Origin of the sequence: Delftia deserti (assembly GCF_042653485.1) — a bacterium.
Taxonomy (GTDB): domain Bacteria; phylum Pseudomonadota; class Gammaproteobacteria; order Burkholderiales; family Burkholderiaceae_C; genus Comamonas; species Comamonas acidovorans.
Genome location: NZ_JBHSIH010000001.1, coordinates 6,451,304 through 6,474,044 on the forward strand (window position 1 = coordinate 6,451,304; position 22,741 = coordinate 6,474,044).

General features: G+C 53.9%; 23 protein-coding genes and 7 pseudogenes. 26 read left to right on the forward strand and 4 right to left on the reverse strand.

Annotated elements, in window-relative coordinates; translation table 11 throughout:
- Positions 1-10: 10 nt before the first annotated feature.
- From ACFPFG_RS30375 to ACFPFG_RS30465, 19 genes and pseudogenes are all read left to right on the forward strand, one after another.
- The gene (locus ACFPFG_RS30375) at positions 11-550 is read left to right on the forward strand and encodes an RHS repeat-associated core domain-containing protein (RefSeq protein ID WP_380110364.1); all 540 of its coding nucleotides are present in this window, start codon (positions 11-13) and stop codon (positions 548-550) included.
- A 39-nt stretch (positions 551-589) separates the two neighbouring features.
- Entirely contained in the window at positions 590-1,168 is a 579-nt protein-coding gene (locus tag ACFPFG_RS30380) for a tetratricopeptide repeat protein (RefSeq protein WP_197955916.1), read from the forward strand.
- 145 nt (positions 1,169-1,313) lie between these two features.
- Positions 1,314-2,285, forward strand: a pseudogene (locus ACFPFG_RS30385) (DUF6973 domain-containing protein); the annotation flags it as partial.
- Positions 2,282-2,602, forward strand: coding sequence for a hypothetical protein (locus tag ACFPFG_RS30390; RefSeq protein WP_380109608.1), 321 nt, complete (start codon positions 2,282-2,284; stop codon positions 2,600-2,602). The pseudogene ACFPFG_RS30385 and the gene ACFPFG_RS30390, both read left to right, overlap by 4 nt.
- A gap of 165 nt (positions 2,603-2,767) precedes the next feature.
- Positions 2,768-3,515, forward strand: a pseudogene (locus ACFPFG_RS30395) (RHS repeat-associated core domain-containing protein); the annotation flags it as partial.
- 5 nt (positions 3,516-3,520) lie between these two features.
- On the forward strand, positions 3,521-3,964 hold the full coding sequence (locus tag ACFPFG_RS30400; RefSeq protein ID WP_374617542.1) for a hypothetical protein: 444 nt from the start codon (positions 3,521-3,523) through the stop codon (positions 3,962-3,964).
- Between the two features lie 253 nt (positions 3,965-4,217).
- Positions 4,218-4,736 (forward strand): DUF3592 domain-containing protein, encoded by a 519-nt coding sequence (locus tag ACFPFG_RS30405; protein WP_380109610.1) that lies wholly within the window; start codon positions 4,218-4,220, stop codon positions 4,734-4,736.
- 243 nt (positions 4,737-4,979) lie between these two features.
- Positions 4,980-5,146: pseudogene (locus ACFPFG_RS30410) on the forward strand (RHS domain-containing protein); the annotation flags it as partial.
- Positions 5,147-5,962: 816 nt separating this feature from the next.
- Positions 5,963-6,100 (forward strand): hypothetical protein, encoded by a 138-nt coding sequence (locus ACFPFG_RS30415; protein WP_380109612.1) that lies wholly within the window; start codon positions 5,963-5,965, stop codon positions 6,098-6,100.
- 997 nt (positions 6,101-7,097) lie between these two features.
- Positions 7,098-7,275: pseudogene (locus tag ACFPFG_RS30420) on the forward strand (RHS repeat-associated core domain-containing protein); the annotation flags it as partial.
- 217 nt (positions 7,276-7,492) lie between these two features.
- Positions 7,493-8,083: a DUF6896 domain-containing protein gene (locus ACFPFG_RS30425; RefSeq protein ID WP_380109614.1), complete on the forward strand. Its 591-nt coding sequence runs from the start codon at positions 7,493-7,495 to the stop codon at positions 8,081-8,083.
- Between the two features lie 264 nt (positions 8,084-8,347).
- A pseudogene (locus ACFPFG_RS30430) lies at positions 8,348-8,793 on the forward strand (transposase); the annotation flags it as partial.
- Positions 8,794-8,818: 25 nt separating this feature from the next.
- Entirely contained in the window at positions 8,819-9,298 is a 480-nt protein-coding gene (locus tag ACFPFG_RS30435) for a hypothetical protein (protein ID WP_380110396.1), read from the forward strand.
- Between the two features lie 171 nt (positions 9,299-9,469).
- Positions 9,470-9,886 (forward strand): SMI1/KNR4 family protein, encoded by a 417-nt coding sequence (locus ACFPFG_RS30440; RefSeq protein ID WP_312372511.1) that lies wholly within the window; start codon positions 9,470-9,472, stop codon positions 9,884-9,886.
- 192 nt (positions 9,887-10,078) lie between these two features.
- A pseudogene (locus ACFPFG_RS33610) lies at positions 10,079-10,712 on the forward strand (integrase core domain-containing protein); the annotation flags it as partial.
- 805 nt (positions 10,713-11,517) lie between these two features.
- A pseudogene (locus ACFPFG_RS30450) lies at positions 11,518-11,797 on the forward strand (hypothetical protein); the annotation flags it as partial.
- 165 nt (positions 11,798-11,962) lie between these two features.
- The gene (locus ACFPFG_RS30455; RefSeq protein WP_259649375.1) at positions 11,963-12,289 is read left to right on the forward strand and encodes an Imm58 family immunity protein; all 327 of its coding nucleotides are present in this window, start codon (positions 11,963-11,965) and stop codon (positions 12,287-12,289) included.
- Positions 12,290-12,393: 104 nt separating this feature from the next.
- On the forward strand, positions 12,394-12,549 hold the full coding sequence (locus tag ACFPFG_RS30460; RefSeq protein WP_380109618.1) for a transposase: 156 nt from the start codon (positions 12,394-12,396) through the stop codon (positions 12,547-12,549).
- Positions 12,546-12,947, forward strand: coding sequence for a hypothetical protein (locus tag ACFPFG_RS30465; protein ID WP_380109620.1), 402 nt, complete (start codon positions 12,546-12,548; stop codon positions 12,945-12,947). Before ACFPFG_RS30460 ends, ACFPFG_RS30465 begins: the two co-directional genes overlap by 4 nt.
- Before the next feature lie 19 nt (positions 12,948-12,966).
- On the opposite strand, the gene ACFPFG_RS30470 is transcribed toward ACFPFG_RS30465, so the two are convergent.
- Together ACFPFG_RS30470 and ACFPFG_RS30475 are read right to left on the reverse strand one after the other, a co-directional pair.
- Positions 12,967-13,248: a hypothetical protein gene (locus tag ACFPFG_RS30470; protein WP_380109622.1), complete on the reverse strand. Its 282-nt coding sequence runs from the start codon at positions 13,246-13,248 to the stop codon at positions 12,967-12,969.
- A 26-nt stretch (positions 13,249-13,274) separates the two neighbouring features.
- Positions 13,275-13,493, reverse strand: a complete 219-nt coding sequence (locus ACFPFG_RS30475) for a DUF7661 family protein (RefSeq protein ID WP_183022137.1) — start codon at positions 13,491-13,493, stop codon at positions 13,275-13,277.
- 181 nt (positions 13,494-13,674) lie between these two features.
- Between ACFPFG_RS30475 and ACFPFG_RS30480 the strand changes: the two genes are divergently transcribed.
- The 7 genes from ACFPFG_RS30480 to ACFPFG_RS30510 all read left to right on the forward strand — a co-directional run bounded on the left by ACFPFG_RS30480 (position 13,675) and on the right by ACFPFG_RS30510 (position 21,659).
- Complete coding sequence (locus ACFPFG_RS30480) at positions 13,675-16,023, forward strand: bifunctional salicylyl-CoA 5-hydroxylase/oxidoreductase (RefSeq protein WP_380109625.1); 2,349 nt, start codon at positions 13,675-13,677, stop codon at positions 16,021-16,023.
- A 204-nt stretch (positions 16,024-16,227) separates the two neighbouring features.
- Positions 16,228-17,031 carry an SDR family NAD(P)-dependent oxidoreductase gene (locus ACFPFG_RS30485; protein ID WP_380109627.1) on the forward strand — a complete coding sequence of 268 codons (804 nt, stop codon included), beginning with the start codon at positions 16,228-16,230 and terminating at the stop codon, positions 17,029-17,031.
- A 45-nt stretch (positions 17,032-17,076) separates the two neighbouring features.
- Positions 17,077-17,934: an enoyl-CoA hydratase family protein gene (locus ACFPFG_RS30490; RefSeq protein WP_380109629.1), complete on the forward strand. Its 858-nt coding sequence runs from the start codon at positions 17,077-17,079 to the stop codon at positions 17,932-17,934.
- Positions 17,935-17,936: 2 nt separating this feature from the next.
- Positions 17,937-19,106: an acyl-CoA dehydrogenase family protein gene (locus ACFPFG_RS30495; protein WP_312372501.1), complete on the forward strand. Its 1,170-nt coding sequence runs from the start codon at positions 17,937-17,939 to the stop codon at positions 19,104-19,106.
- Between the two features lie 41 nt (positions 19,107-19,147).
- Complete coding sequence (locus ACFPFG_RS30500; RefSeq protein WP_183022133.1) at positions 19,148-20,788, forward strand: AMP-binding protein; 1,641 nt, start codon at positions 19,148-19,150, stop codon at positions 20,786-20,788.
- 9 nt (positions 20,789-20,797) lie between these two features.
- A complete protein-coding gene (locus tag ACFPFG_RS30505; protein ID WP_183022132.1) occupies positions 20,798-21,250 on the forward strand; it encodes an acyl-CoA thioesterase in 453 nt (150 codons plus the stop codon).
- A gap of 4 nt (positions 21,251-21,254) precedes the next feature.
- Positions 21,255-21,659, forward strand: a complete 405-nt coding sequence (locus ACFPFG_RS30510) for a RidA family protein (RefSeq protein ID WP_183022131.1) — start codon at positions 21,255-21,257, stop codon at positions 21,657-21,659.
- A gap of 87 nt (positions 21,660-21,746) precedes the next feature.
- Here ACFPFG_RS30510 and ACFPFG_RS30515 read toward each other — a convergent pair whose 3' ends face one another.
- A complete protein-coding gene (locus ACFPFG_RS30515) occupies positions 21,747-22,025 on the reverse strand; it encodes an H-NS histone family protein (protein WP_012206267.1) in 279 nt (92 codons plus the stop codon).
- A gap of 241 nt (positions 22,026-22,266) precedes the next feature.
- The gene (locus tag ACFPFG_RS30520) at positions 22,267-22,659 is read right to left on the reverse strand and encodes a hypothetical protein (protein WP_380109634.1); all 393 of its coding nucleotides are present in this window, start codon (positions 22,657-22,659) and stop codon (positions 22,267-22,269) included.
- Between the last annotated feature and the right edge of the window lie 82 nt (positions 22,660-22,741).

A 22,741-nucleotide genomic window follows, 5' to 3' on the forward strand; every position in this document is an offset into this window, starting at 1 on the left:
GGCGATCCGGCTGCCGGGGCAGCACCATGACAGGGAGATGGGGCTGTATTACAACCGGCATCGGTATTACGATCCGGTGGTGAGGAGTTATATCAATCAGGATCCGATCGGGTTGATGGGTGGGGTAAATTTGGTTAAATATCCATTTAATCCAAATGCGGGTATTGATTCATTTGGCTTGTTCGGGTTTGGAAATATTTTTGAAGATGCAAAGAAAATGTGGGAAGTAAAGGAAAAGGGTGATCAAATAAATGATGCAAAAGAAACGGCGGATCTAGTGAAAGAGATCGGGAATAAAGGGCGTCGACGCAGAGAGCTTCAAGATAAGATATCGAAATGCATACTTGCTGTCCCTGATGTTCCAAAGGGGTGTGAGGATTTGTCTGCTATGGAGAAAGAGATTGATAATCTAATGAAGGAAGGCGTTAAGGATGTCGGGAAAGTCGCAAAAGACGCTATAAAAAATACGCCTGGAACCACAGCGACTGGACCTGTCTCAATCCTAAGATACCAATTAAATTCCATTGGTGATAGTATCTTATTAAAGTAAGACAATTTCATTGGAAATGAATTTATTTCATGGAGATTTATGCCGTTTCAAAGAAGAATATTGTTACTAGTAGTCTCTTCACTTCTTTCTTTTTTGTTTGTTTTGCCGTCGTTTGCGCAGAAGAAAGAAGCCTTATGTCAAAAATATGCAATATCAATAGTGGAGCTGAAAAGAGCGGCCTCTGACGGGGATGCCCATTCTCAACTATGCCTTGGTGAAATTTATTTAAATGATGAAGGCAGTTATCGAGACTATAAAGAAGCTTTTAAATGGTTTTTTTTGGCCGCGAGTAACGGCGATGCGAATGCTCAGTATATCGTGGGTGTTTTGAATGATGACGGGAAAGGTGCCCCTCGAAATTTTAAAGAGGCATTGAAGTGGTATAAATTATCTGCGGAGAACGGAAATCAAAAATCTCAGTTAATGATGGGATTAATTTATAAAGAAGGCGAAAAGGTTAAGAGAGATTACAAAGAATCAATGAGATGGTTTCATCTTGCTGCGGCGCAGGGAAATAGAGATGCACAATTTCAGCTAGGTTTGATGTATGGGCTGGGACGCGGTACTCCTCAAGATTCAAATGAGGCAAGAAAGTGGTTCGATTCTGCAAAAAGGTGATTTATGTCAATGTTGCCGGTAAACCCGCCAAAAAATAAAAGAAGCGCAATATCTCTGTAGAGTTTTCTCACATCGCTCATGACCTGCAGTTCGTCCTCACGCCGATACAAGAAAATGTAGTGCTGCACCGTCGATGCACTTCCTCCAGGACGACCCCAGCCACACGCCAGCCCTAGTCCTCATGAAAACGATGCTCAGCGCCATGCCGTGCGACATGCAGCAAGAGACTACCTGGCACCTGCGCCACACCCTTGAGCACGGCCTGCCGCCCGGCGCCCAGGCCATGCTGAGCGAACAGGCCGAGGGCGCCGCACGCATGTTCGGTATGCATGCAGGCCCAACAGCAGGAGCAGGCCAAAGCGTAGCAGTCGCGCATCGCCATACACCGCTACCACTGTGACCATCTAGGCACACCCATGGCCCTGACGGACCAGACAGGCCAGATGGCCTGGGCCGCAAAGCTGGGCCCTGAGGCAATGTGCTGCAGGAATACAACCCGCAAGGCATCCATCAGGCAATCCGGCTGCCGGGGCAGCACCATGACAGGGAGACGAGGCTGTATTACAACCGGCATCGGTATTACGATCCTGTGGTGGGGAGCTATATCAATCAGGATCCGATTGGGTTGGCAGGTGGGGCCAATAAGAATATTTATGTCAAAAATCCAAAAAAAGGCATGGATCCACTAGGTTTGATGGAAGAGCTGAGTCATATATGGAATATCGGTCCATGGGATGATCTTAGTAAAAAATCTGATAATAAAGATGCCCTGTCTACAGCTCAGAGAAAATTTCCAAGGAATGAGTTGCACAATGGAAAGGGCGATGCATTCCGTCATTGTTATTGGTCTTGCATTATGAGTTTAAGGATAGGGGTAGACCAGGCGAAATCTGTTGGCGATACTCATGAGGAGTATGGAGCAAAAGCAGGTCAAGCAAAAAAGGAGGAAATAATGGATTTGCACAACAATCAAAAAGGCAGAAATTGCTCGCTATCTTCAAAAACAAAAAATGACTGTGAAAATAATTGCCAAGATAGTCTTGATGATGGCGGTCTATGGTTTATAGATAGAGATTCTGGCGCGCTCACCACAAGCCAAGATTGGAAAATTCCATGAAAATTAAATTAACAGTAGTTATTATTTTTTCGATAATATTGAGTTGGTATTTCTTCTTAAAAAAAAATGATTTTAGTTATTCTATAAATAGAGATTACGACTTTGTTTGCATATTTCCACCATATACGCCAAAATTATTTGTTCTTGAGGATTTGAAGAAATATTCGAATTATATAAAAGATGATGTGACATATAAAGAATCAATGGATGACGGCATTTTTACTTATTTCTTTATAAAAAATAATGGAATAATTTCTTCTGGGGAAGAAATGGTGATAAATAATTCTATGGGTAAATATGGGTGTTTTGGAAAATAAAATATTACCATGATTTAATATTCCGTGAGATAAAGACTAGTGCCAAGTAGCGTAGATTTTTCTTGGCTAATGCACTCATGCAGTTAAGCGAGACTTTTGATATTGCATCTATGCTAAGGTGGGTGTGCACGTCGATCTATAACATTTCAGCGGGCCGATAACAGCGCTATCCACCACTGCCATTGCGACCACTCGGGCACACCAATAGCCCTGACGGACCGGCCAGGGCCAGCCAAGCTGGACCCCTGGGGCAATGTGCTGCAGGAGTACAACCCGCAGGGCATCCACCAGGCGATCCGGCTGCCGGGGCAGCACCATGACAGGAAGGCGGGGCTGTATTACAACCGGCATCGATATTACGATCCGGTAGTGGGGAGTTCTATCAATCAGGATCCTATTGGGTTGGCTGGAGCGGTTAACAAAAGTATATATGCGATAAATCCCATGATTTTCATGGATACTTTGGGCTTGGCTCCTGTAAAAACGTGTGCAGAGAGAATTTTGAAATCAGCGGACAAATTAAACAATCAAGAAAAATATTCATACGCCTCGAGTTATGGCTTTGGGTCAGAAAGAAATGTAATCTCTTTGTTCATGAAGTGCTATAAAATGCAGCTGTCGAATCTCCCTCGTGCTACAGATTCGGGAGTGTACCAATAGGACCAGCAACTGCTGGAGATTGGGGAAATCCACAAAAAACAATTCGCGGATTTGAACTTGTTACTTCTCCAAAGCCTGGTGATATTGTCGCAGTAGCATATCCATATGGGGACGCTACCGGGCATGTGGCAGTCGTGACCGGGAGTAGTACAACCATTGGCGCGGGCTCGGAAGACGGATCAAATTCAACTGGTTGGCATGGAATGGGGCATCGCCTAAAGGCAATCCAATATATAGAAGATGCAAAGATTGAAAAAGATGATGAAAGCAGTAATTTGCATAATAGCGGCAACGCTTGGTTTTCAAATAATAGCTTTGCTAACTTTCTTGATGGCACCAATGAAAATTGATTTATCGGATATAGAGGGATCTGATTTGTCTCATATTTTTAATGAGCTGGGAAATCCAGACTATGATTTGAGCGTCAAAGATATAATGGGATGGCAAAGCCATCGCTACCTAATTCGTCAAAATGTCGAACTTAGGATAAAAGAATCTAACATTAAATCAACTGCTTTCCCTGTATCAATAAGTGTTTCAAATACATTGGGAAAGGAAACTTATTATTTCAAATTATCAAAATACTCAAGATTTGACGGAAATAACAATTTTATTAGAACGACCACCATGACCGCATGGCCATACGGTGATTTTCTAATAAGTAAAGAGATCGTTGAAAATAAAGATCACCAGTCACAGTGAGTCTCGATATGCGTAGATTGTTCAGCCCCATGGGTTATAACAAGATGGGGCCAAAACGCGCGCAGATCGCTTGGTCATGTTGGGTACCCACGAGGAGCACACCATAAAAATGCTGCAGGAGATGCGTAAGTAACTGCAGGAACAACAGGCCTAGGTCAATAAAACGGATCAATCGGCACCTTGGGGCAGACGACCCTGGGAAGTGCTGTTAGTGGTACTACTGAACTTCCATGTCTAATTTGCGAGACGAAATGTGAATAACCATAAATCAATAATTGATGAGCTGGAACCATACTTATGGCCCAAGACACTTGGTGGTTGGTCGGTTTTTTTTGTTGCAGTTCTATTGACAATCAATTTGACGAAAGAGATATATTCCACAGCATCTGGATATTTTCAAATCATCCCCTGGGAAAATAAAAACGCAAGATTGGAAAAATTATCAATAGAAGATAGAGCAAATAAATCCAAATTTGTAAGAGTGGAGTACAGCTATGAAGTCAATGGTATAAGATACAAAGGAAATCGTATAGATCCCGATGAGCAAACAGTTGTTCAAATGACAAATAAAAAAATAATGGAGCTCAAGAAAGCATTTGAAGAATCCAACTCAATAGAAATTAGGTATGACCCTAAAAACCCAAAAAAATCAGTCTATCTTTCTACGCCAAATGATTTATATTTTATGGCATTGATTGCAATTCCTATTTTGATACTGTCATTTTTATATATTTTAATAATCTTCAGAAAAATAAGAAATCCACGAAAATAGTTTTCGCAAGTTCATGAAGATAATTACTTCTTCAAAAATTATAGTTGTCAATAAAGCTATGAATTATGTAAAGATTACGCAGAGACCGTAGCGCCAAAAGATTTCATTGAGAAATATCAACAAGTAAAAGCTAACCCCAGAGCTTTTTCAGGATGCGATTAGTCTCTGCAGCAAGGCCTGTAGGTGATAGTACAGAAGATGGATGAGCACCATCCGGCAGACTGCTCGGGCCCCAACACGCGCCATGACTGCGACCACCTGAACACTCCGCTGGCGCTGGCACCAGACGGGGCAGATAGCCTGGGCTGCAAAGCTGGACCCCTGGGGCAATGTGCTGCAGGAATACAGCCCCGCAAGGCATCCATCAGGCAATCCGGCTGCCGGGGCAGCACCATGACAGGGAGATGGGCCGTATTAAGCGCGAATTTCATAGACATTGCCCATTCCCAACATCAATGGAAAACGATCCTGGGCAAAGCTAGGTAGAATCTGCTGTAGATAAAATTATTGATTTCAAAATGGAATGAGATTTGACTACTATTGTTTCGGTTGGAGAATTTTATTTTCTGAAATTAATGGAAAATAAACATGAAAAAATTGGCGCTAACTATAAGTCTATATATTCTAACTTTTGCTCAAAATTCCATGGCTGAAGGTGAAAAAGAATGGATGTTGTTGAGTAGATCCGATGGATGCATATCATTGGGGGAGTTGTATTTTGAATATTAATATCTAAATCAAAGGAAAACTCCTGGTGAAATATTTAATGAGATAAAGAAAAAATATAAAACAACAAGCATTAAACCATTTGTGGATTATATAAAAAAAGAAAAAATGGATGGAGAGAAGATTGGTTTAAATGAGAGATCATTTTTTAAGAATTTCAATAGAAAAAATTCGATAATCATTGAAAGCAAAGAAGATAATATTGAAATAATTCTGGTCACAAAATTATTGTGCGAAAAGATTTTTAAAAATTAAAATACTTATCCACAGCAGTATGAAAAACACCAAGGACGATTTCCCTAGGGCGCATGATGAATTTCTCGCCTAAGCTCGGCGCCTAAGTGACTGGCGGCAGCATGCGTATCACGCATATAGTACTAAACATATCCATTACTAAGAAAGGGATGGCAACTGCCTAACCCCACGCCGAACGCATGCAGCACGGCAGGGACACCCTCCACATAGAACACACGGTCTACACCAACCGAGCAGCTTCACGCATGAGCACCACGGCCAGCGAACCCTATCTGCTGGTACGAGCCATTACCGCAGGCCAGCCCGACCGGGGCGACCTCAGTCACACGTTGGCCCTGACCTTCATGCAAACCATGATCAGTTGCATGCAGGCTCAACTGTAAAAAAGTAAAGAGATCAGCACGCCCACATCGCCATCCACCACTACGACTGCGACCACCTGGGCACGTCAATGGCGCTGATGGACCAGACAGCTAGGTGGCCTGAGCAGCAAAGCTGGACCCTTGGGGAAATGTACTGCAGGAGTACAAAACGCAGGGCATACACTAGGCGATCCGGCTGCCGAGGCAGCACCATTCCATTTCGGTGCGGCATTGCACGCCATACAAGATTCGACTTCACCCTCTCACTCGGGATTTCAATTTTGGATTGGACAAGAGAGTACTATGGATATTCTTGCTCATACAGGGAAAGAATCGTTGGTCCCCAATAAAGATAGTCCACTATTTGAGAGCACAAAGAAAGCGTGGGAAGCATTAAAATCCGGTGATATAAATGGATTCACTTGACCCTGTAAATAAAATGCGAAATTGCAATTTCATAATATGCACAACATTTATGTGGCCCTCTGCCTGCTGGGCCTCAGGTGATATATCTGTCGTATATTTGGTCTCAATAGATATGTTGGCTTTTATATTTTCAATATATTTGGCTGCAAAGATCAAATATGTGAAGAATAAAATATATGCAATGGCATCTATTGTTCTTCTGTCAATTTTAAAAGGTGTTATTAATTTCAAAGTTCCTTTTGTTGATAACAAAATATCTCTGATGGCATCGACTTGTATTTTTGTTATAACAAGTGTTTATATCGTCATTCATTTAAAGAAATAGTCCGTATTTAAATTACTGCTCTCAAATCTGAAGAGCAGGCCTGCTTTATATTTATGCAACATACTCTGGACAAGCTTTGTCTAGAAATTGGGCTTCTGTGGGTGGACCAATAGGTGCAGTAGTGGGGGGCTGCGATTGGCGTCGCGGTGGCCAAGAGCTGGCTATGCCAGCATCGACCATCCCGTCGTGCTGCAGACGATACGCATGGGTAATACCTTGACCCAGCACTGGGTGGAGCAAGACAAGCACAACCGGCCTGAGCAGCACCTGAGATTCCAGGGGCAATACTTTGACGTTGAGACGGGGCTGCATTACAACCGGTCCAGGTACTACGATAAGGATGTGGGGGGGGGTGTTAGTCAGGATCCGATTGGGTTGGCTGGTGGATATAATGTTTATCAATATACGCCTAATCCTGCTGGATGGATTGATCCATTAGGATGGTGTAAATGCGATTGCGGAGAAAAAACAGATGCCGAAAAAAGAGCAATAGAGATTCGTCAGAAAGTACCCAAAGCGACACAAAGTCGAGCCACAATTGCATACTCCAACAAAGGAAGGAGTTACCATTGTTAGTAGCAGTGAAGCAAGATTGCGTCCTGCTCAGCACGCTGGCTTAAAACCCAACGAAATAGAGGCCAAGGGGCCTGGGCACGCAGAAATTGCTGGACGGTATACCGCAAAGCCTCTGGGACAACACCAGAATGCATGCGGCAAATCCTTGTACAACCCTCTTCGTGCAGCAGGCCCACGAAGCGCGCAATGACGACAAGCCTGGAACACCAAGGTCCTGCCGCTGCTCGTTCAAATATAACAAGGTATTGACTATGGTGGATTATTCCCTCATCAAAAATATTGCTTTTGGCATAAAAAGATATGTGGAAAAACAGGAGATTCTACATACTTCTTTCATGAAAACTCACAGTGATATTGTGAAGTTGTCAAATATAGAATTTCTTCCTCGCAGTGGATTTATTTTTGATGAAGAAATGAATAAATGGAAATTTAAAAAACATGGATGCGGTTATGAATTTTCTCATGAAAGTACGATTATTGATATAAATGATTATTTTCTGTCAAATGGAGATTTTTTTAACGTCAATAGATTATCTTTCTATTTCGAATCGATTAAATTTAATTTCAAAAACCAAGATGCAGACGATGCGATTAAATCAGCCTTGATTTATTTGGAATCTACAGGAAATATCGTGAAGGTGCTGCCAACGGGGTATTACAGGTTCCTTTCATCTTAATGCTGTCATTAATTTAATAATTGGCAAATAAGATAAAATCTTCTGGATTTTGTATTGAATAATAATCTTTGAAAATAGTATTTATTTCGTATCAATAAATTTTTATGAGAATAAAACTTGGATTTATAAGATTCTATTTAATCCGCCCTGAACAACCTGCAAGCCGTTGATCTGGTTCGCAGTTCTTCGGGTTGTTGAACGCAGGATTTGCAAGGTATGGTTCTGCCAACGCCTGTTTTCTTGCAAATTCCACCAAGGATTCCCATGGGGCCAAAGCCTTCACAGCCGCAAACGGCCGAGTTGTTCCGTCCACGGCTGGACGAGCAGATGAGCATGCCTTACCCGCTGGTCAAGCTGGCGGCGTTGATCGACTGGCCCGAGGTCGAACGCTCGTTCGCGGTCTCGTTCACTTCTGTGTGTGGCCGGCCCGCCTTGCCGCCGCGCCTGATCGCAGGGCTGCTGTACCTGCAGCACACTTTCGATGCCTCCGACGAAACCGTGGTGAACACCTGGGCGGAGAACCCGTACTGGCCCAGAAGGCCAGCACGCAGCAGGTGGTCGTGGATACCACCAACAGCCGATTGCTGGACAAGAGCCGCCAGCACCTGGTCAAGGCAGCACAAGACCACGGACTGCGGCTGCGCCAGAACTACAACCGGGTGGCCCCGCGCCTGGCCGCGCAGCTCGGGCGTTATCTGCCTGCGGCTGAAAACATGATTGTTCAGGACGTACTAAATGACCAATATTCATTCTCTGATGTCGAATTACCAGAGGGAAATGAAAAATATAGGAGAAATGATTGGCCTCCCATCTGCAGCTAAAGTTATTAGCGAAAATAAAATATATGCTATTGATGGAGTTACCAAATATGATCTAAGTCCAATGCTGAGGGATCGATTTATTTTTTGCGACAGATGGGATGATTTTTATCTTTCTCAAAATATGCTCTCTTTGGATGAGATAAATAGTTTTCCATACAATGCGAAGTTGGTGGAATGGATAAGTCTGAGAAAAGAAAATTGGGATCATGTGCCTCCGGGAAGTGTGGGGGATTCTTTCTGTTCTATTTTGTCATTCAATCCTTATGAGCCAGAAGAGATATATATTGACTGGAGCGAGTGCAGGAAAGAACCTGCGATCTGGCATTGCGCTCAGTCGGATTACTATAGATATGATAATCTAGAAGAATTTTTCATGGAAATATCAAGAGTATAATAAAATATACTATTTGTGTCATAAGATCGGCAATCCCCATCAGCATCCGAATGGTAATCAGAACGGTCAAGGAATAGGGTATTCGGCTTGTGCAGATTTCAATAAATGGAGAGAAGATTATTGGCGTGCTAAAGCTCAAGAAGAGCTAGATAGAAGAAATGGATGTAAATTATGAAATCCAATATTGTTGATCTGAAAAATAGTTATCCTTTTATGTTTGCAGAAGGCATGAGTCAAAGTGAAATTCAGAAATTGGTTGATGTTTATCATGGGTTGGTATCATCGCAGTATCAAGAATTTTTGAAGTTTTCTGGAGGTGCGGTAATAGGTGCTTATCCTTTGTATGGGGGAAGTTCTGTTGAATTGATGGATGCGCATTTTAATACAGTTAATAAGGTTACAAATAAATATGAAGACGATGGAATGATTGAGAAAGGGCGGTTTTTGGTGATATCGGAGACTCATGCTGGAGATCCGATTTGCCTTAATATGGATGGATCCGTTGTAGAGTTTTCGCATGATGGGTTTCAAGAGAAATCATGGGAAGATTTCAATGGCTTTATCAAGTGGTGCGCCGATGCGCCCTAAAACGGTTGGCGCGCAGCAGAATAATTTTATTTTTTGAAGGTAAGCTATACCAATTACAGTCATTAAATTCGTTTGTGGCGGTAATCGTATACAGGCCGAGCACTCCCAGCAGACAAAAGACACGACAATCCGCAGGCTATAGCTTTATGAGTCTGACTGCCTTGTGCCGCTGGCCTATGGAAGAAGCCTTTGACCGGCTCCCATCGGTCCTTGGCCCAGCTCTACGGCATCAACCCCAAGGCCGTGGCCCAGTGGCGCGCGCGCACCTCGGTGCTCGATGAGCCCATGGGTCCTCGGGACAGCGCAAGCCAGCATCTTTCCCAACAGCAAGAACACCTGGCGCTTGCGTTACGCAAGCAAGGGCATCTGTCGCTGGACGATCTCATGGGGCAACTCCTGGAGACAGCACCCAAGCTCAGCCGCAGCGCCTTGCATCGATGCCTGCAGCGTCGCGGAATCAGCCGACAGTCCGCAACGCAGCTGCCACGAAGGCACGCGGCAAACAGCACATGTTCGTCGCCATAGACCGCGTCACAAAATTCACGCATGTCGAGAAAAGGCATACCAAGCCGTACCACGCCTGGACGAACGGCATGGTCGAGCGCATGAACCGGACCATCAAGGAATCCCCGATCAAGGCCTACGAGTACGAGGGGCTGTCGCAGCTACGGGAGCATGTCCAGGCATTCGTTCAAGGCTACAACTTCGGCAAGCACTTGAAGGCGCTCGGGTGGAAGACACCATTCCGGGTGATTTGCGAGGCATGGGAAAAAGATCCAGGCCGCTTTAGGCTCATCCGCACCATCTCACTGTGGGATTGAACATCTTGGTAGCAAAATATGCCTGCACCACACCCTGGACCGTAGCTGCCGATACCCCAGCCCTGCTGGGGCTGGCAGTCCCAATGCGCCACGCGACAAACCAAAAAAAGTTTGTGATTTTTAAAAGAAACTGAAAAAAATCATCGTAGTCATATTGCAATTGTTTTTTTCTCAAAACCTAATGCCTCATTGATTTCTGGGGTGCAAGATGGTCAGATGTATAATGGAGAATGCAATAGCAATTCATATGTTGCAGGAGTGACTAAAAATGCGGGAGCGACTCTTCCAACGTTACAAACGAATGGGGAGTGGCAAGCGCCGGGATATGGGAGCCCGATGCCCATCGAAAATTACATTGCACCCATAGAAATCGTTTAGATAGGTTCACAATGAAGAAAAGTGTACTGTTGATTTTTTTATATGGCGCAATAATTTGGCTATTCTTCTCTGCTTCATATTATATTTCCTATAATTGCGACGTCGATTTTCTTTCTGACAATCTAGAAGATATCAATATAATATTTTCCATATTGTGTTTTCTCTTGATATTCATTTTTGTGCCAAAGAAAAAAGGATATAGGGTCATGTATATTTCGTTGGCAGTTCCAATTTTCTATGTTTCCTATTTTTTGAGTTCTTGCTCTTTATTTAAAGAGTGCTTATGAGTAACTAAAGAGCGGCGATGGCAACATCCTCTGGGGCTTTGGCCCTCCGCCCTGTGGACCTGCCAATGGTCCCTGGCGCCTCATGACCCAGATAGACCGCCTCGGGCGCTGCCAGCACTACCACTACAGCGATGGCACCACGTCCGAGGCAGACCACAGCCAGCAGCAACTGCACTACGACGGAGCCCACCGACTCATCGCCGTGCGCAGCAGCCAGATCCAGGGCAACGCAGAGCAGTTGCGCCACCACAGCCGCTACACCTACGACGCCCTGGGCCGCAGGCTCAAGCAGCAAGAGGCCACCCGCCACCTGCGCTACAGCCGTGAACCACGGACTGCCGCCCAGTGCCCAGGCCATATTGGGCGAACAGGCTGAGAGCACCACACGCCTGCTCAACGGCATGCAGGAAGATCAGGGAAAGGAACACCAGCAAAATTGGTCTGTAGTTCAGGGGGCCAAAAAAGGTTGCTAACTACGCAAAGGAAATTTGAGAAAATAATGATCGAGAAAAATACAACCGTAATCCATTCGGTTAAAATCACTGCCTCGTCTTTTATGAGATATGTCGCCAAAGCAGGTTCATAATCAAATGAAGATAAATAAAACATTCATCTTAATAATTTCCATGATATCAGTGATTGTTTTTTTGTCGTATTCCAATGTCGATAAATCAATAACATTGTCTTATTCAAATCAAGGATATGAATCAGCACGTGTAGATATTGATAATTTGGTTGTACTCATCGAAAGAGAATGGGTTGGCATGGATGTGGAAGTGGTTCAAGATAAAATGAAAAACGCAACCATCAACAAAAAAGGAATTATTCCTCAAATAAAAATGGAAGATGATTTGATATGGTATGGTGACGTTAGGTTTATATTTTCTTCGGGGAAGCTGGAAAAGATTGAATATTAAAATAACAAGAAGAATTTCTATTGAAGAAGGTTGCACTGACTTTTCCCCTCATAGCCGTACCGGTTGAATGGAAGTGAGGTCCGCCATCTTGGAGAATGACGGACATGAGGAAGGGTCGATTTACTAGACAAAGAATCATTGGGCTCTTGAAGCAGGCCGAGCCTGGCCTGTCAGTCGAGAAGGTCTGCCGCCAATGCTGGTTCAGCGAACGCGCGTTCTATAAGTGGCGCGCCAAGTACGGCGGCATGCAAGCCTCATGACAACTTCAACCCCCCTTTCCGAACCCGAATTGAGGGCCTTCGCTGCGGCGGCGGCCGAGCAGCAGCGATGCGCAGACTGCGCGGTGCTGTGGAGGCCGGGCTGGGAGTCCTTGTCGGGAGCGGACAAGACTTCGCATCTGCAGCAGGTTGGTGCGCTGGGCACGCCGGAGACACGGGAACTGCTCGATGAATATCACCCGCAGGGCACGAACCAGTGGTCGCCGGATGCCCCCATCGCCCTGGGCTGGCACCCGTATAACCGCTGCACGCTCTGGCGCTGCCACCACTGCAATGCCGCCTTTCTGCGCTACACGGAGTACGGCGGCTATTACCAGGACGATCGCATCCGCCCGCTGCTGGCGCATCTGATCGTCACGCCCGAGCCGGGCCGCGTGTGAGCGGCCCCATGCCGGCGGCTCAGGTCCAGTCGAAGGTGAACAGCACCGTGCGGCTTTCCGGCTCGTAGACCAGCACGATGCTGTCCGCGCCCGTGGCGCACCAGTTGTAGCCGGCCGCGTTGGCCACGTGGAAGAAGGGCTTGCCGTCGCGGATGATGCGGATGCCGTCGTCTTCCAGTGCATCGCCCATGCCGGCGCTTTCCGCTTCGTCCAGCTGGAAGGCCGGGGGAATGGGCGGGTGGCTGGTCCAGTTGCCGTACCAGATGCCGCCGCCCAGGCTGTCCAGGTAGTCCTGCTCCATGGGCTCGCCCTTGCCGTAGCCGGGTGTCAGGTGATCTCGAAGATGTCCTGGTCGGATGCGGCCGCGCTCTCGTGATAGATGTCGTACAGGTACTGGGCCAGTTCGGCGTGCGTCACGTCGGCAGGGATGGCCAGCAGGGCCGGGGCACGCTTGCCGTCCGCGCCCACGTTGAAGCAGCGCCAGTGGGAGTCTGCCCGTTCGATGGCGATGATGCGGCCAAAGACATTGAAGCGGTATTTTTCCAAGCGGGCGTCTCCTGTTGAGCGGGCATCGTAACGGGAAGCCAGTGGCATATCCGTGTTCTCCCCATGTCCGCGGTGGCGGTTTGTCCATATATTTCAAACCTAAACTATTCAGGCCTAAAGTGATTGGGCATTGTTGCTGAACCTGGGGCGCCTGCCGCCCGTCGAGAAAAGGGTTTGCGGTATGAAGATCGTCTGTATCGGTGGAGGTCCCGCCGGCCTGTACTTCGGCCTGCTGATGAAGCTGCAGGACTCCGCCAACGAGGTCACGGTGGTGGAGCGCAACCGGCCCTATGACACCTTTGGCTGGGGCGTGGTGTTCTCGGACGCCACCATGGACAACCTGCGCGAGGCTGATCCCGTGTCGGCCCGCACCATTGGTGACGCCTTCAACCACTGGGACGATATCGACATCCACTTCAAGGGCCGCAGCCTGCGCAGCAGCGGCCATGGCTTCATCGGCATAGGCCGCAAGAAGCTGCTCAACATCCTGCAGGCGCGCTGCGAGGACGTGGGCGTGAAGCTGGTGTTCGAGAACTTCGTGCAGGACGACCAGGCGATTGCGCGCGAGTACGACGCCGACCTGGTCATCGCCTCGGACGGCATCAACAGCCAGGTGCGCACGCGCTATGCCGATACCTTTCGGCCCGATATCGACCAGCGCCGCTGCCGCTTCGTGTGGCTGGGCACGACCAAGGTGTTCGATGCCTTCACCTTCGCCTTCGTGCAGACCGAGCACGGCTGGTTCCAGGCCCATGCCTACCGCTACGAAGACGGCATGTCCACCTTCATCGTGGAGACGCCCGAGGAGACCTGGCAGGCCGCCGGCATAGAGCAGATGAGCCAGGAGGAGGGCATTGCCTATTGCGAGAAGCTGTTCGCCCCCTGGCTGGACGGCCATGCCCTGGTCAGCAATGCCACGCACCTGCGCGGCTCGGCCATCTGGATCCGCTTTCCGCGCGTGATCTGCAATACCTGGGTGCACTGGAACGCGCTGGACACGCCGCGCGGCCCGCGCAGCGTGCCCGTGGTGCTGATGGGCGATGCGGCGCACACGGCGCATTTCTCGATTGGCTCGGGCACCAAGCTGGCGCTGGAGGATGCGATCGAGCTGGCGCGCAGCCTGCGGTCTGCAGGTGGCATCGAGACCGGCCTGCGCCACTACGAGGAGGTGCGCAGCGTGGAGGTGCTCAAGATCCAGAACGCGGCGCGCAATTCCACGGAATGGTTCGAGAACGTGCAGCGCTATGCGGGCCTGGAGCCGGAGCAGTTCGCCTATTCGCTGCTGACGCGCTCGCAGCGCATCTCGCACGAGAACCTGCGCCTGCGCGATGCCGCCTGGCTGCAGGGCTTCGAGCGCTGGATTGCCGAGCATGCGGGCGAGACCGTGCCCGAAGGCCGCCGTCCGCCCATGCCCATGCTCACGCCCTACCAGGCGCGCGGCCTGCGACTGAAGAACCGCATCGTGGTCTCGCCCATGGCCATGTATTCCTGCACCGACGGCGTGCCTGGCGACTTCCACCTGGTGCACCTGGGCGCGCGCGCCATGGGCGGCGCCGGCCTGGTGATGGTGGAGATGACCTGCACCTCGCCCGACGCGCGCATCACGCCCGGCTGCCCCGGGCTGTGGAACGACGAGCAGGCGCAGGCCTTTGCGCGCATTGTCGATTTCGTGCACGCGCAGGGCGGTGCGCGCATGGGCGTGCAGCTGGGGCACGCGGGGCGCAAGGGATCGACCCAGCTGGGCTGGCAGCAGATCGACCATCCGCTGGAGCAGGGCAACTGGCCGCTGCTGTCGGCATCGGCACTGCCGTACTTGGAGGGGCTCTCGCAAGTGCCCGCCGCCATGACCCGCGCTGACATGCATCGCGTGCGTGAGGACTTCGTGGCCGCCACGCGGCGCGCTGCGGCAGCGGGCTTTGACTGGCTGGAGCTGCACTGCGCGCACGGCTACCTGCTGTCCAGCTTCATCTCGCCGCTGACCAACCAGCGCGACGACGAATACGGCGGCAGCCTGGACAACCGCCTGCGCTTTCCGCTGGAGGTGTTCGAGGCGGTGCGTGCAGCCTGGCCGCAGGACCGGCCCATGTCGGTGCGCATCTCGGCCCATGACTGGGTGGAAGGCGGCATCACGCCCGACGATGCGGTGGAGATCGCACGCCGCTTCAAGGCGGCGGGCGCCGACATGATCGACTGCTCCTCGGGCCAGGTCAGCCCCGACCAGAAGCCGGTGTATGGCCGCATGTACCAGACGCCCTTTGCCGATCGTGTCCGCAACGAGGCCGGCATACCGACGATTGCCGTGGGCGCCATCTTCGAGGCCGACCATGCCAACGCCATCATCGCCTCGGGCCGCGCCGACCTGTGCGCGCTGGCGCGTCCTCACCTGGCCGATGCCGCCTGGACGCTTCGCGAGGCTGCGCGCCTCGGTGCGCAGGATGTGGATTGGCCGAACCAGTACCAGCCCGGCAAGCGCCAGTTGGAAACCAACTTCGAACGCGCCGCCGCCATGGCGCAGTTGGACGCGAAATGAAACTACACCCCCTGAGTCGCTTCGCGCCTTCCCCCGTGTGCACGGCGCCCTCTCTCGCTTCGCGGGAGGGGGGCATACGGGCCACCGGCGACACCGTCGGTGCGGGGCGGCGCGGCCGGCCCAGGTCCTTCCTCGGCGTCCCTCGCTGTGTGGCGCGCCGGTTTCATAGGTTGCGGGTGGCTCGCATCGCCACGGGTGATTGAAATGACCATATCTTTGAATTTTCTTGAAGGGCGCCATGCCCTGGTGACGGGCGGGGCGCGCGGCATAGGCCTGGCCTGTGCGCGGGCGCTGCTGGCGCGCGGCGCGCGGGTCACGCTGCTGGGACGCGATGGTGCGGCGCTGGAGGCTGCCGTGCGCGAGCTGGGCGGCACGGCACAGGCAGCACAGATGGTGCAGTCCGTGCAGGCGGATATTGCCGACGAGGCCTCGGTGCGCCAGGCCTTCGCGCAGGCCGAGGCGGCCTTCGGTCCCGTGCAGGTGCTGGTCAACAACGCGGGCCAGGCCAGCAGCCAGAAGTTCGAGCGCACCGATGCCGCACTGTGGCAGGCGATGCTGGCCGTCAACCTCACGGGCACCTTCCACTGCATGCAGGCCGCGCTGCCGGGCATGCTGGCTGCGCGCTGGGGCCGCATCATCAATGTGGCCAGCACGGCAGGGCTGATCGGCTATGCCTATGTCAGCGCCTATTGCGCGGCCAAGCATGGCGTGATCGGCCTCACGCGCTCGCTGGCGCTGGAGACGGCGGGCAAGGGCGTGACGGTGAACGCGGTCTGCCCCGGCTATACCGAGACCGACATCGTGCGCGGCGCCGTGGCCAACATCGTGGACAAGACCGGCATGACGGCGGATGAGGCCCGCGCCAGGCTGGCCGAACGCAACCCGCAGGGCCGCCTGGTCCAGCCCGAGGAAGTGGCCGAGACCGTGGCCTGGCTGGCCCTGCCGGCGTCCGCCTCGGTTAACGGCCAGTCCATTGCCGTCGACGGCGGCGAGGTGATGACCGGCTGAACCCGGTCCACTCCCCCCGTTTTCTGAATTCTTGATGGAGACACCATGAGCACCCAGCCCGAAGAACACAGCATGAAGCACCACAAGCGCCCCCTGGCCGGCTACGAGGCCAGGACCTTTTTGTGGCAGGTATCGGCCGACGGCAAGATCGGCACCATCACCCTGAACCGGCCCGAGCGCAAGAACCCGCTGACCTTCGGCTCCTATGCCGAGCTGCGCGACCTGTTCCGTGCCCTGGTCTATGCCACCGACATCAAGGCCGTGGTGGTCACGGGCGCGGGCGGCAATTTCTGCTCGGGCGGCGATGTGCACGAGATCATCGGCCCGCTCACCAAGATGAGCATGCCCGAGCTGCTGGACTTCACGCGCATGACGGGCGATCTGATCAAGGCCATGCGCGCCTGCCCGCAGCCCATCGTGGCGGCGGTGGACGGCATCTGCGCGGGCGCGGGCGCCATGGTCGCGCTGGCCGCCGACATGCGCCTGGGCACGCCCGCGGCGCGCACGGCGTTTCTCTTCACCCGCGTGGGCCTGGCCGGTGCCGACATGGGCGCCTGCACGCTGCTGCCGCGCATGATCGGTCAGGGCCGCGCCTCCGAGCTGCTGTACACGGGCCGCGCCATGACGGCCGAGGAGGGCGCTGCCTGGGGCTTCTTCAATGCCCTGCATGGCGCCGAACAGATCGGCGAAGCCGCCCACGCGCTGGCCGCCCAGCTGGCCGCAGGCCCCACCTTTGCCCATGGCGTGACCAAGAAGCTGCTGCACCAGGAATGGAACATGGGCGTGGACGAGGCCATCGAGGCCGAAGCCGAGGCCCAGGCCATCTGCATGCAGACGCGCGACTTCCACCGCGCCTACGAGGCCTTCGTGGCCAAGCAAAAGCCTGTCTTCGAAGGAAACTGAAAATGCGTGATTCCTCCTGGCTGGACTGGCCCTTCTTCGACGACGCCCACCGCACGCTGGCGCATGAGGCCGATGCCTGGTGCGCCCAATCCCTGGGCGATGTGGACCACCACGATGCCGATGCGGCCTGCCGCAAGCTGGTCAAGGCCCTGGGCCAGGCCGGCTGGCTGCGCTATGCCGTGCCGTCCGGCCCCGGCGGTGCCTGGGGCGGTGCCTTGCCCGAGGTGGACTCGCGCGCGGTCTGCATCCTGCGCGAGACCCTGGCCCGCCATGAGGGCCTGGCCGACTTCGCCTTTGCCATGCAGGGCCTGGGCAGCGGTGCGATATCGCTCTTGGGGTCGGACGCGCTGCGCCAGCGCTACCTGCCGCGCGTGGCGCGCGGCGAGGCCATTGCGGCCTTTGCGCTGTCCGAGCCCGATGCGGGCTCCGACGTGGCGGCCATGGCCTGCGAGGCGCGGCTCGAAGGCGACCACTATGTGCTCGACGGCGCCAAGACCTGGATCTCCAACGGCGGCATCGCCGACTTCTACTGCGTGTTCGCCCGCACGGGCGAGGCGCCGGGCGCGCGCGGCATCAGCGCCTTCGTGGTCGATGCGGACACGCCGGGCTTTTCGATCGGCGAGCGCATCGAGCTGATCGCGCCGCACCCGCTGGCCACCATCCGCTTCGACAACTGCCGCATACCCGTGTCGCAGCGCCTGGGCGAGCCGGGGCAGGGCTTCAAGCTGGCCATGATGACGCTGGACATCTTCCGTGCCTCGGTGGCCGCCGCCGCACTGGGCTTTGCACGCCGCGCGCTGGACGAAGGCCTGGCACGCGCCAAGTCGCGCCGCATGTTCGGCCAGACCCTGGGCGACCTGCAGCTGACCCAGGCCGCGCTGGGCGACATGGACACGGCCATCGACGCATCGGCCCTGCTGACCTACCGCGCCGCCTGGATGCGCGATGTGAGGAAGACGCGCACCACGCGCGAGGCGGCCATGGCCAAGATGACGGCCACCGAATCGGCCCAGGCCGTGATCGACCGCGCGCTGCAGATGTTCGGCGGGGCGGGCGTGGTCTCGGGCATGCCGGTGGAGACGCTGTACCGCGAGATCCGCGCGCTGCGCATCTACGAGGGCGCGACCGAGGTGCAGAAACTCATCATCGCGCGCGAGCTGCTCAAGGCCTGAGCGGCAGGCTGCCCATTCAACGCAAAGCCAGGGAACATCGCATGCAAGCCTCCGCCCACATCGATACTTTCGCCCGGGACAATCTGCCGCCGCCCGACCAATGGCCCGAGTTCCTGCTCGACGGGCCGGACGTGGCCTATCCCGCACGCCTGAACTGCGCGGCCGAACTGGTCGATGCCATGGTGGCGCGCGGCCAGGGCGGCCGCGTGGCACTGCGCTGGAGGCAGGGCGCGGACCAGGCTGCCATGACCTATGCCGAACTGCAGGCACTGACCAACCGCATCGCCCATGTGCTGGTGGAAGACTTGCAGCTGGTGCCCGGCAACCGGCTGCTGCTGCGCGGCCCCAACAACGCCATGATGGCCGCGTCCTGGCTGGCTGCCATCAAGGCCGGGCTGGTGACGGTGCCCACCATGCCGCTGCTGCGTGCCAAGGAGCTGCAGCAGATCATCGACAAGGCCCAGGTGCAGGCCGTGCTGTGCGATGTGCGCCTCAAGGACGAGGTGCAGCTGTGCCTGCAGCCCGGCCATGAACACCATTGCCCGGACCTTTCGCGCGTGCTGTATTTCAACGATGGCGCAGCCGATGCGCTGGACGCCCTGGCCGCAGCCAAGCCCGACACCTTCGCCTGCTGCGATACAGCGGCAGACGATGTCTGCCTGATCGCCTTCACCAGCGGCACCACGGGCGCGCCCAAGGGCTGCATGCATTTCCACCGCGACGTGCTGGCCATGTGCGACCTGTTCCCGCGCCATGTGATCCGGCCGGGGCCGGACGACATCTTCTGCGGCACGCCGCCGCTGGCCTTCACATTCGGCCTGGGCGGGCTGCTGTGCTTTCCGCTGCGCGTGGGCGCCAGCACCGTGCTGGCCGAAAAGCTCACGCCCGAGGGCCTGCTGCAGCTGGTGCAGGATTTCCGCGCCACCATCGTCTTCACCGCGCCCACCTTCTACCGGCAGATGGCGGCGCAGGCAGCGCGCTTCGACCTGTCGTCGCTCAGGAAAAGCGTGTCGGCCGGCGAGGCCCTGCCGGACGCCACGCGCCAGCTGTGGAAGCAGGCCACGGGCATCGAGATGATCGACGGCATCGGCGGCACCGAGCTCATCCACGTCTTCGTGTCCAGCCCGCCCGAGGAAGTGCGCGCGGGCGCCATCGGCAAGGTCGTGCCCGGCTACGTGGCCCAGGTGGTGGACGACGACATGCAGCCCGTGCCCGACGGCACGCCCGGCCGCCTGGCCATCAAGGGCCCCACGGGCTGCCGGTATCTTGCCGACGAGCGCCAGAAGCGCTTTGTGCAAAACGGCTGGAACCTGCCCGGCGACACCTTTGTGCGCGACGCGGACGGCTATCTGTTCTACCAGGCGCGCAATGACGACATGATCATCTCCGCCGGCTACAACATCGCCGGTCCCGAGGTGGAGGACGCGCTGCTGCGCCACGAGGCCGTGGCCGAATGCGGCGTGATCGGCGCGGCAGACGACGAGCGTGGCCAGGTGGTCAAGGCCTTCGTGGTGCTCAAGCCCGGCTTTGCAGCCGGGGACGACATGGCAGCCACGCTGCAGGCCTTCGTCAAGGCCAGCATTGCGCCCTACAAGTACCCGCGCGCCATTGTCTTCGTGCCGGCCCTGCCGCGCACCGAGACCGGCAAGCTGCAGCGATTCGTGCTGCGCAAGATGCAGTGAGCGCGCGCCATGGCCTCCGCCTTCGTCAGCCAGGTGCAGGTGCTGTTTCGCCATTGCGATCCGGCCGGCATCGTCTTTTACCCGCGCTATTTCGAGATGGTCAACGACCTGGTCGAGGAATGGTTCGACAGGGGAATGGGCCTGCCATTCCACACCCTGCATGTACAGCGCCAGGTGGGCACGCCCACGGTGTCGGTGCAATGCGATTTCACGGCGCCCAGCCACTGGCACGACACGCTGCGCCAGGTATTGGAGGTGCGCCGAATCGGCGGGGCATCGTTCCAGTTCGATGTGCGTTTCGAGGGGCTGGATGGCCAACGCCGGCTGTCTGCGCGCATGACCATCGTCACCATGGATCTGCACAGCATGAAGGCCACGCCACTGCCGGCCGATCTGCGCGAGCGCCTGCAGGCCTATCTGGTGCCGCAGGACGGTTTTATGGATTCAACGAGAACAGGATGAAGCAATGAAGACTCTGCAACCCCCGGACTGGCTGGCGCCCCGAGGCTATGCCAATGGCATCCTCACCGAGATGACGGTCGGCTCCCGGCTGGTGTTCGTCGGTGGCCAGATCGGCTGGAACGGCCAGCAGCAATTCGAGACGGACGACTTTGCCGAACAGGTGCGGCAGGCGCTGGCCAATATCGTCGCCATCCTGGCCGAAGGCGGCGCCAGGCCCGAGCACATCGTGCGCATGACCTGGTATGTGACCGACAAGCAGGAATACGTGGCGGCCTATCCCGCCATAGGAAAGCACTACCGCGCGCTGATCGGGCGGCATTTCCCGGCCATGACGGCCGTGGAGGTGGCGGATCTGGTGGAAGACCGGGCCAAGGTGGAGATCGAGGTCACGGCGGTGGTGCCGGCCTGATGTCCATCCGCGCCCCATTTGCGCGCCAACCGCGCGATGCCCGCGCATGTGAGCCGCCGGGCGGGCGGGCACATGCGCGGCAGGGACTTACTTGATTTCGAACAGGGTGCGGTCCTTGCCCAGGATCCAGTTCGGCGGCTTGCCGCGGCCGGTCCAGGTCTTGCCGGACTCGGGGTCCTGGTACTTGGCGGGAGCGCTCTTTTTGCCATCGGGCTTCCAGGGGAAGACCTGTTGTGCCGTGAAGCCGAACTCACGGACCAGTTCCTGCACCGATGCCAGGGCCGCTTTGGACTCCAGCTTGCGGGCATCGTCGATTTGCTGGTCGAGCAATTTTTTCTGGGCAATCAGCTCTTGGTATGTAGTCATCTTGATGGAAGAATTTCTAAGTGCGGCTATTTGTGTGAAAACTGCGCAGCAAGAGCCTGGACCCAGGACTCTTTGCAGAATGGTCAATTCTGGTGCATGTGCAGTGGGGATGAAGAACTCACCGTAAGTACAAATACTGATGATCTTGGCGCTCTATGGAGGGTAGGGCGCTTCTTCTCATGCCTTGGCATATTCCAAGGCGAACTGCATTATATCCAGGGCAATCTTGATAACCGGCACTTTACAAAAGCTGTTGTGCCGTTGTTACATTTGCAGAGCACTGTGGTTGGCGCTTCCTCCTCTGGAGGCGACGTGCTGTCATGACTTTTTCAGGTGAGTGCGCAGCGTTGACCTCGAAAGTTCCGCCTTGGTTATGGAAAACAATCAGCATTTGTATTTTATCAATCGAATAATGAAATTGATTTATAAAATATATTGCATGTGATTTGATCGGGTTATTCGATGAATCGATTGATGCCTGTGGTTCCATTTGAATAATCGATTTGCAGGATAGGTTTTTTGTATTGGCAAAGATCGCCTGTTCTAATGGCGAATGGCGGCACCTTCTGTCGATACAAGGCAAGTGCATCGGCTTACCGATTGCCGGAGCCATTGCAGCCTGCAGTTGTTTCAAGGGTGATTCTTGAATCGGATTTCGCGGCCAGGCCATGCGTCAGCCTGCGGCAGGCAGGCACCGAACGCTTGATTGGCGCGCT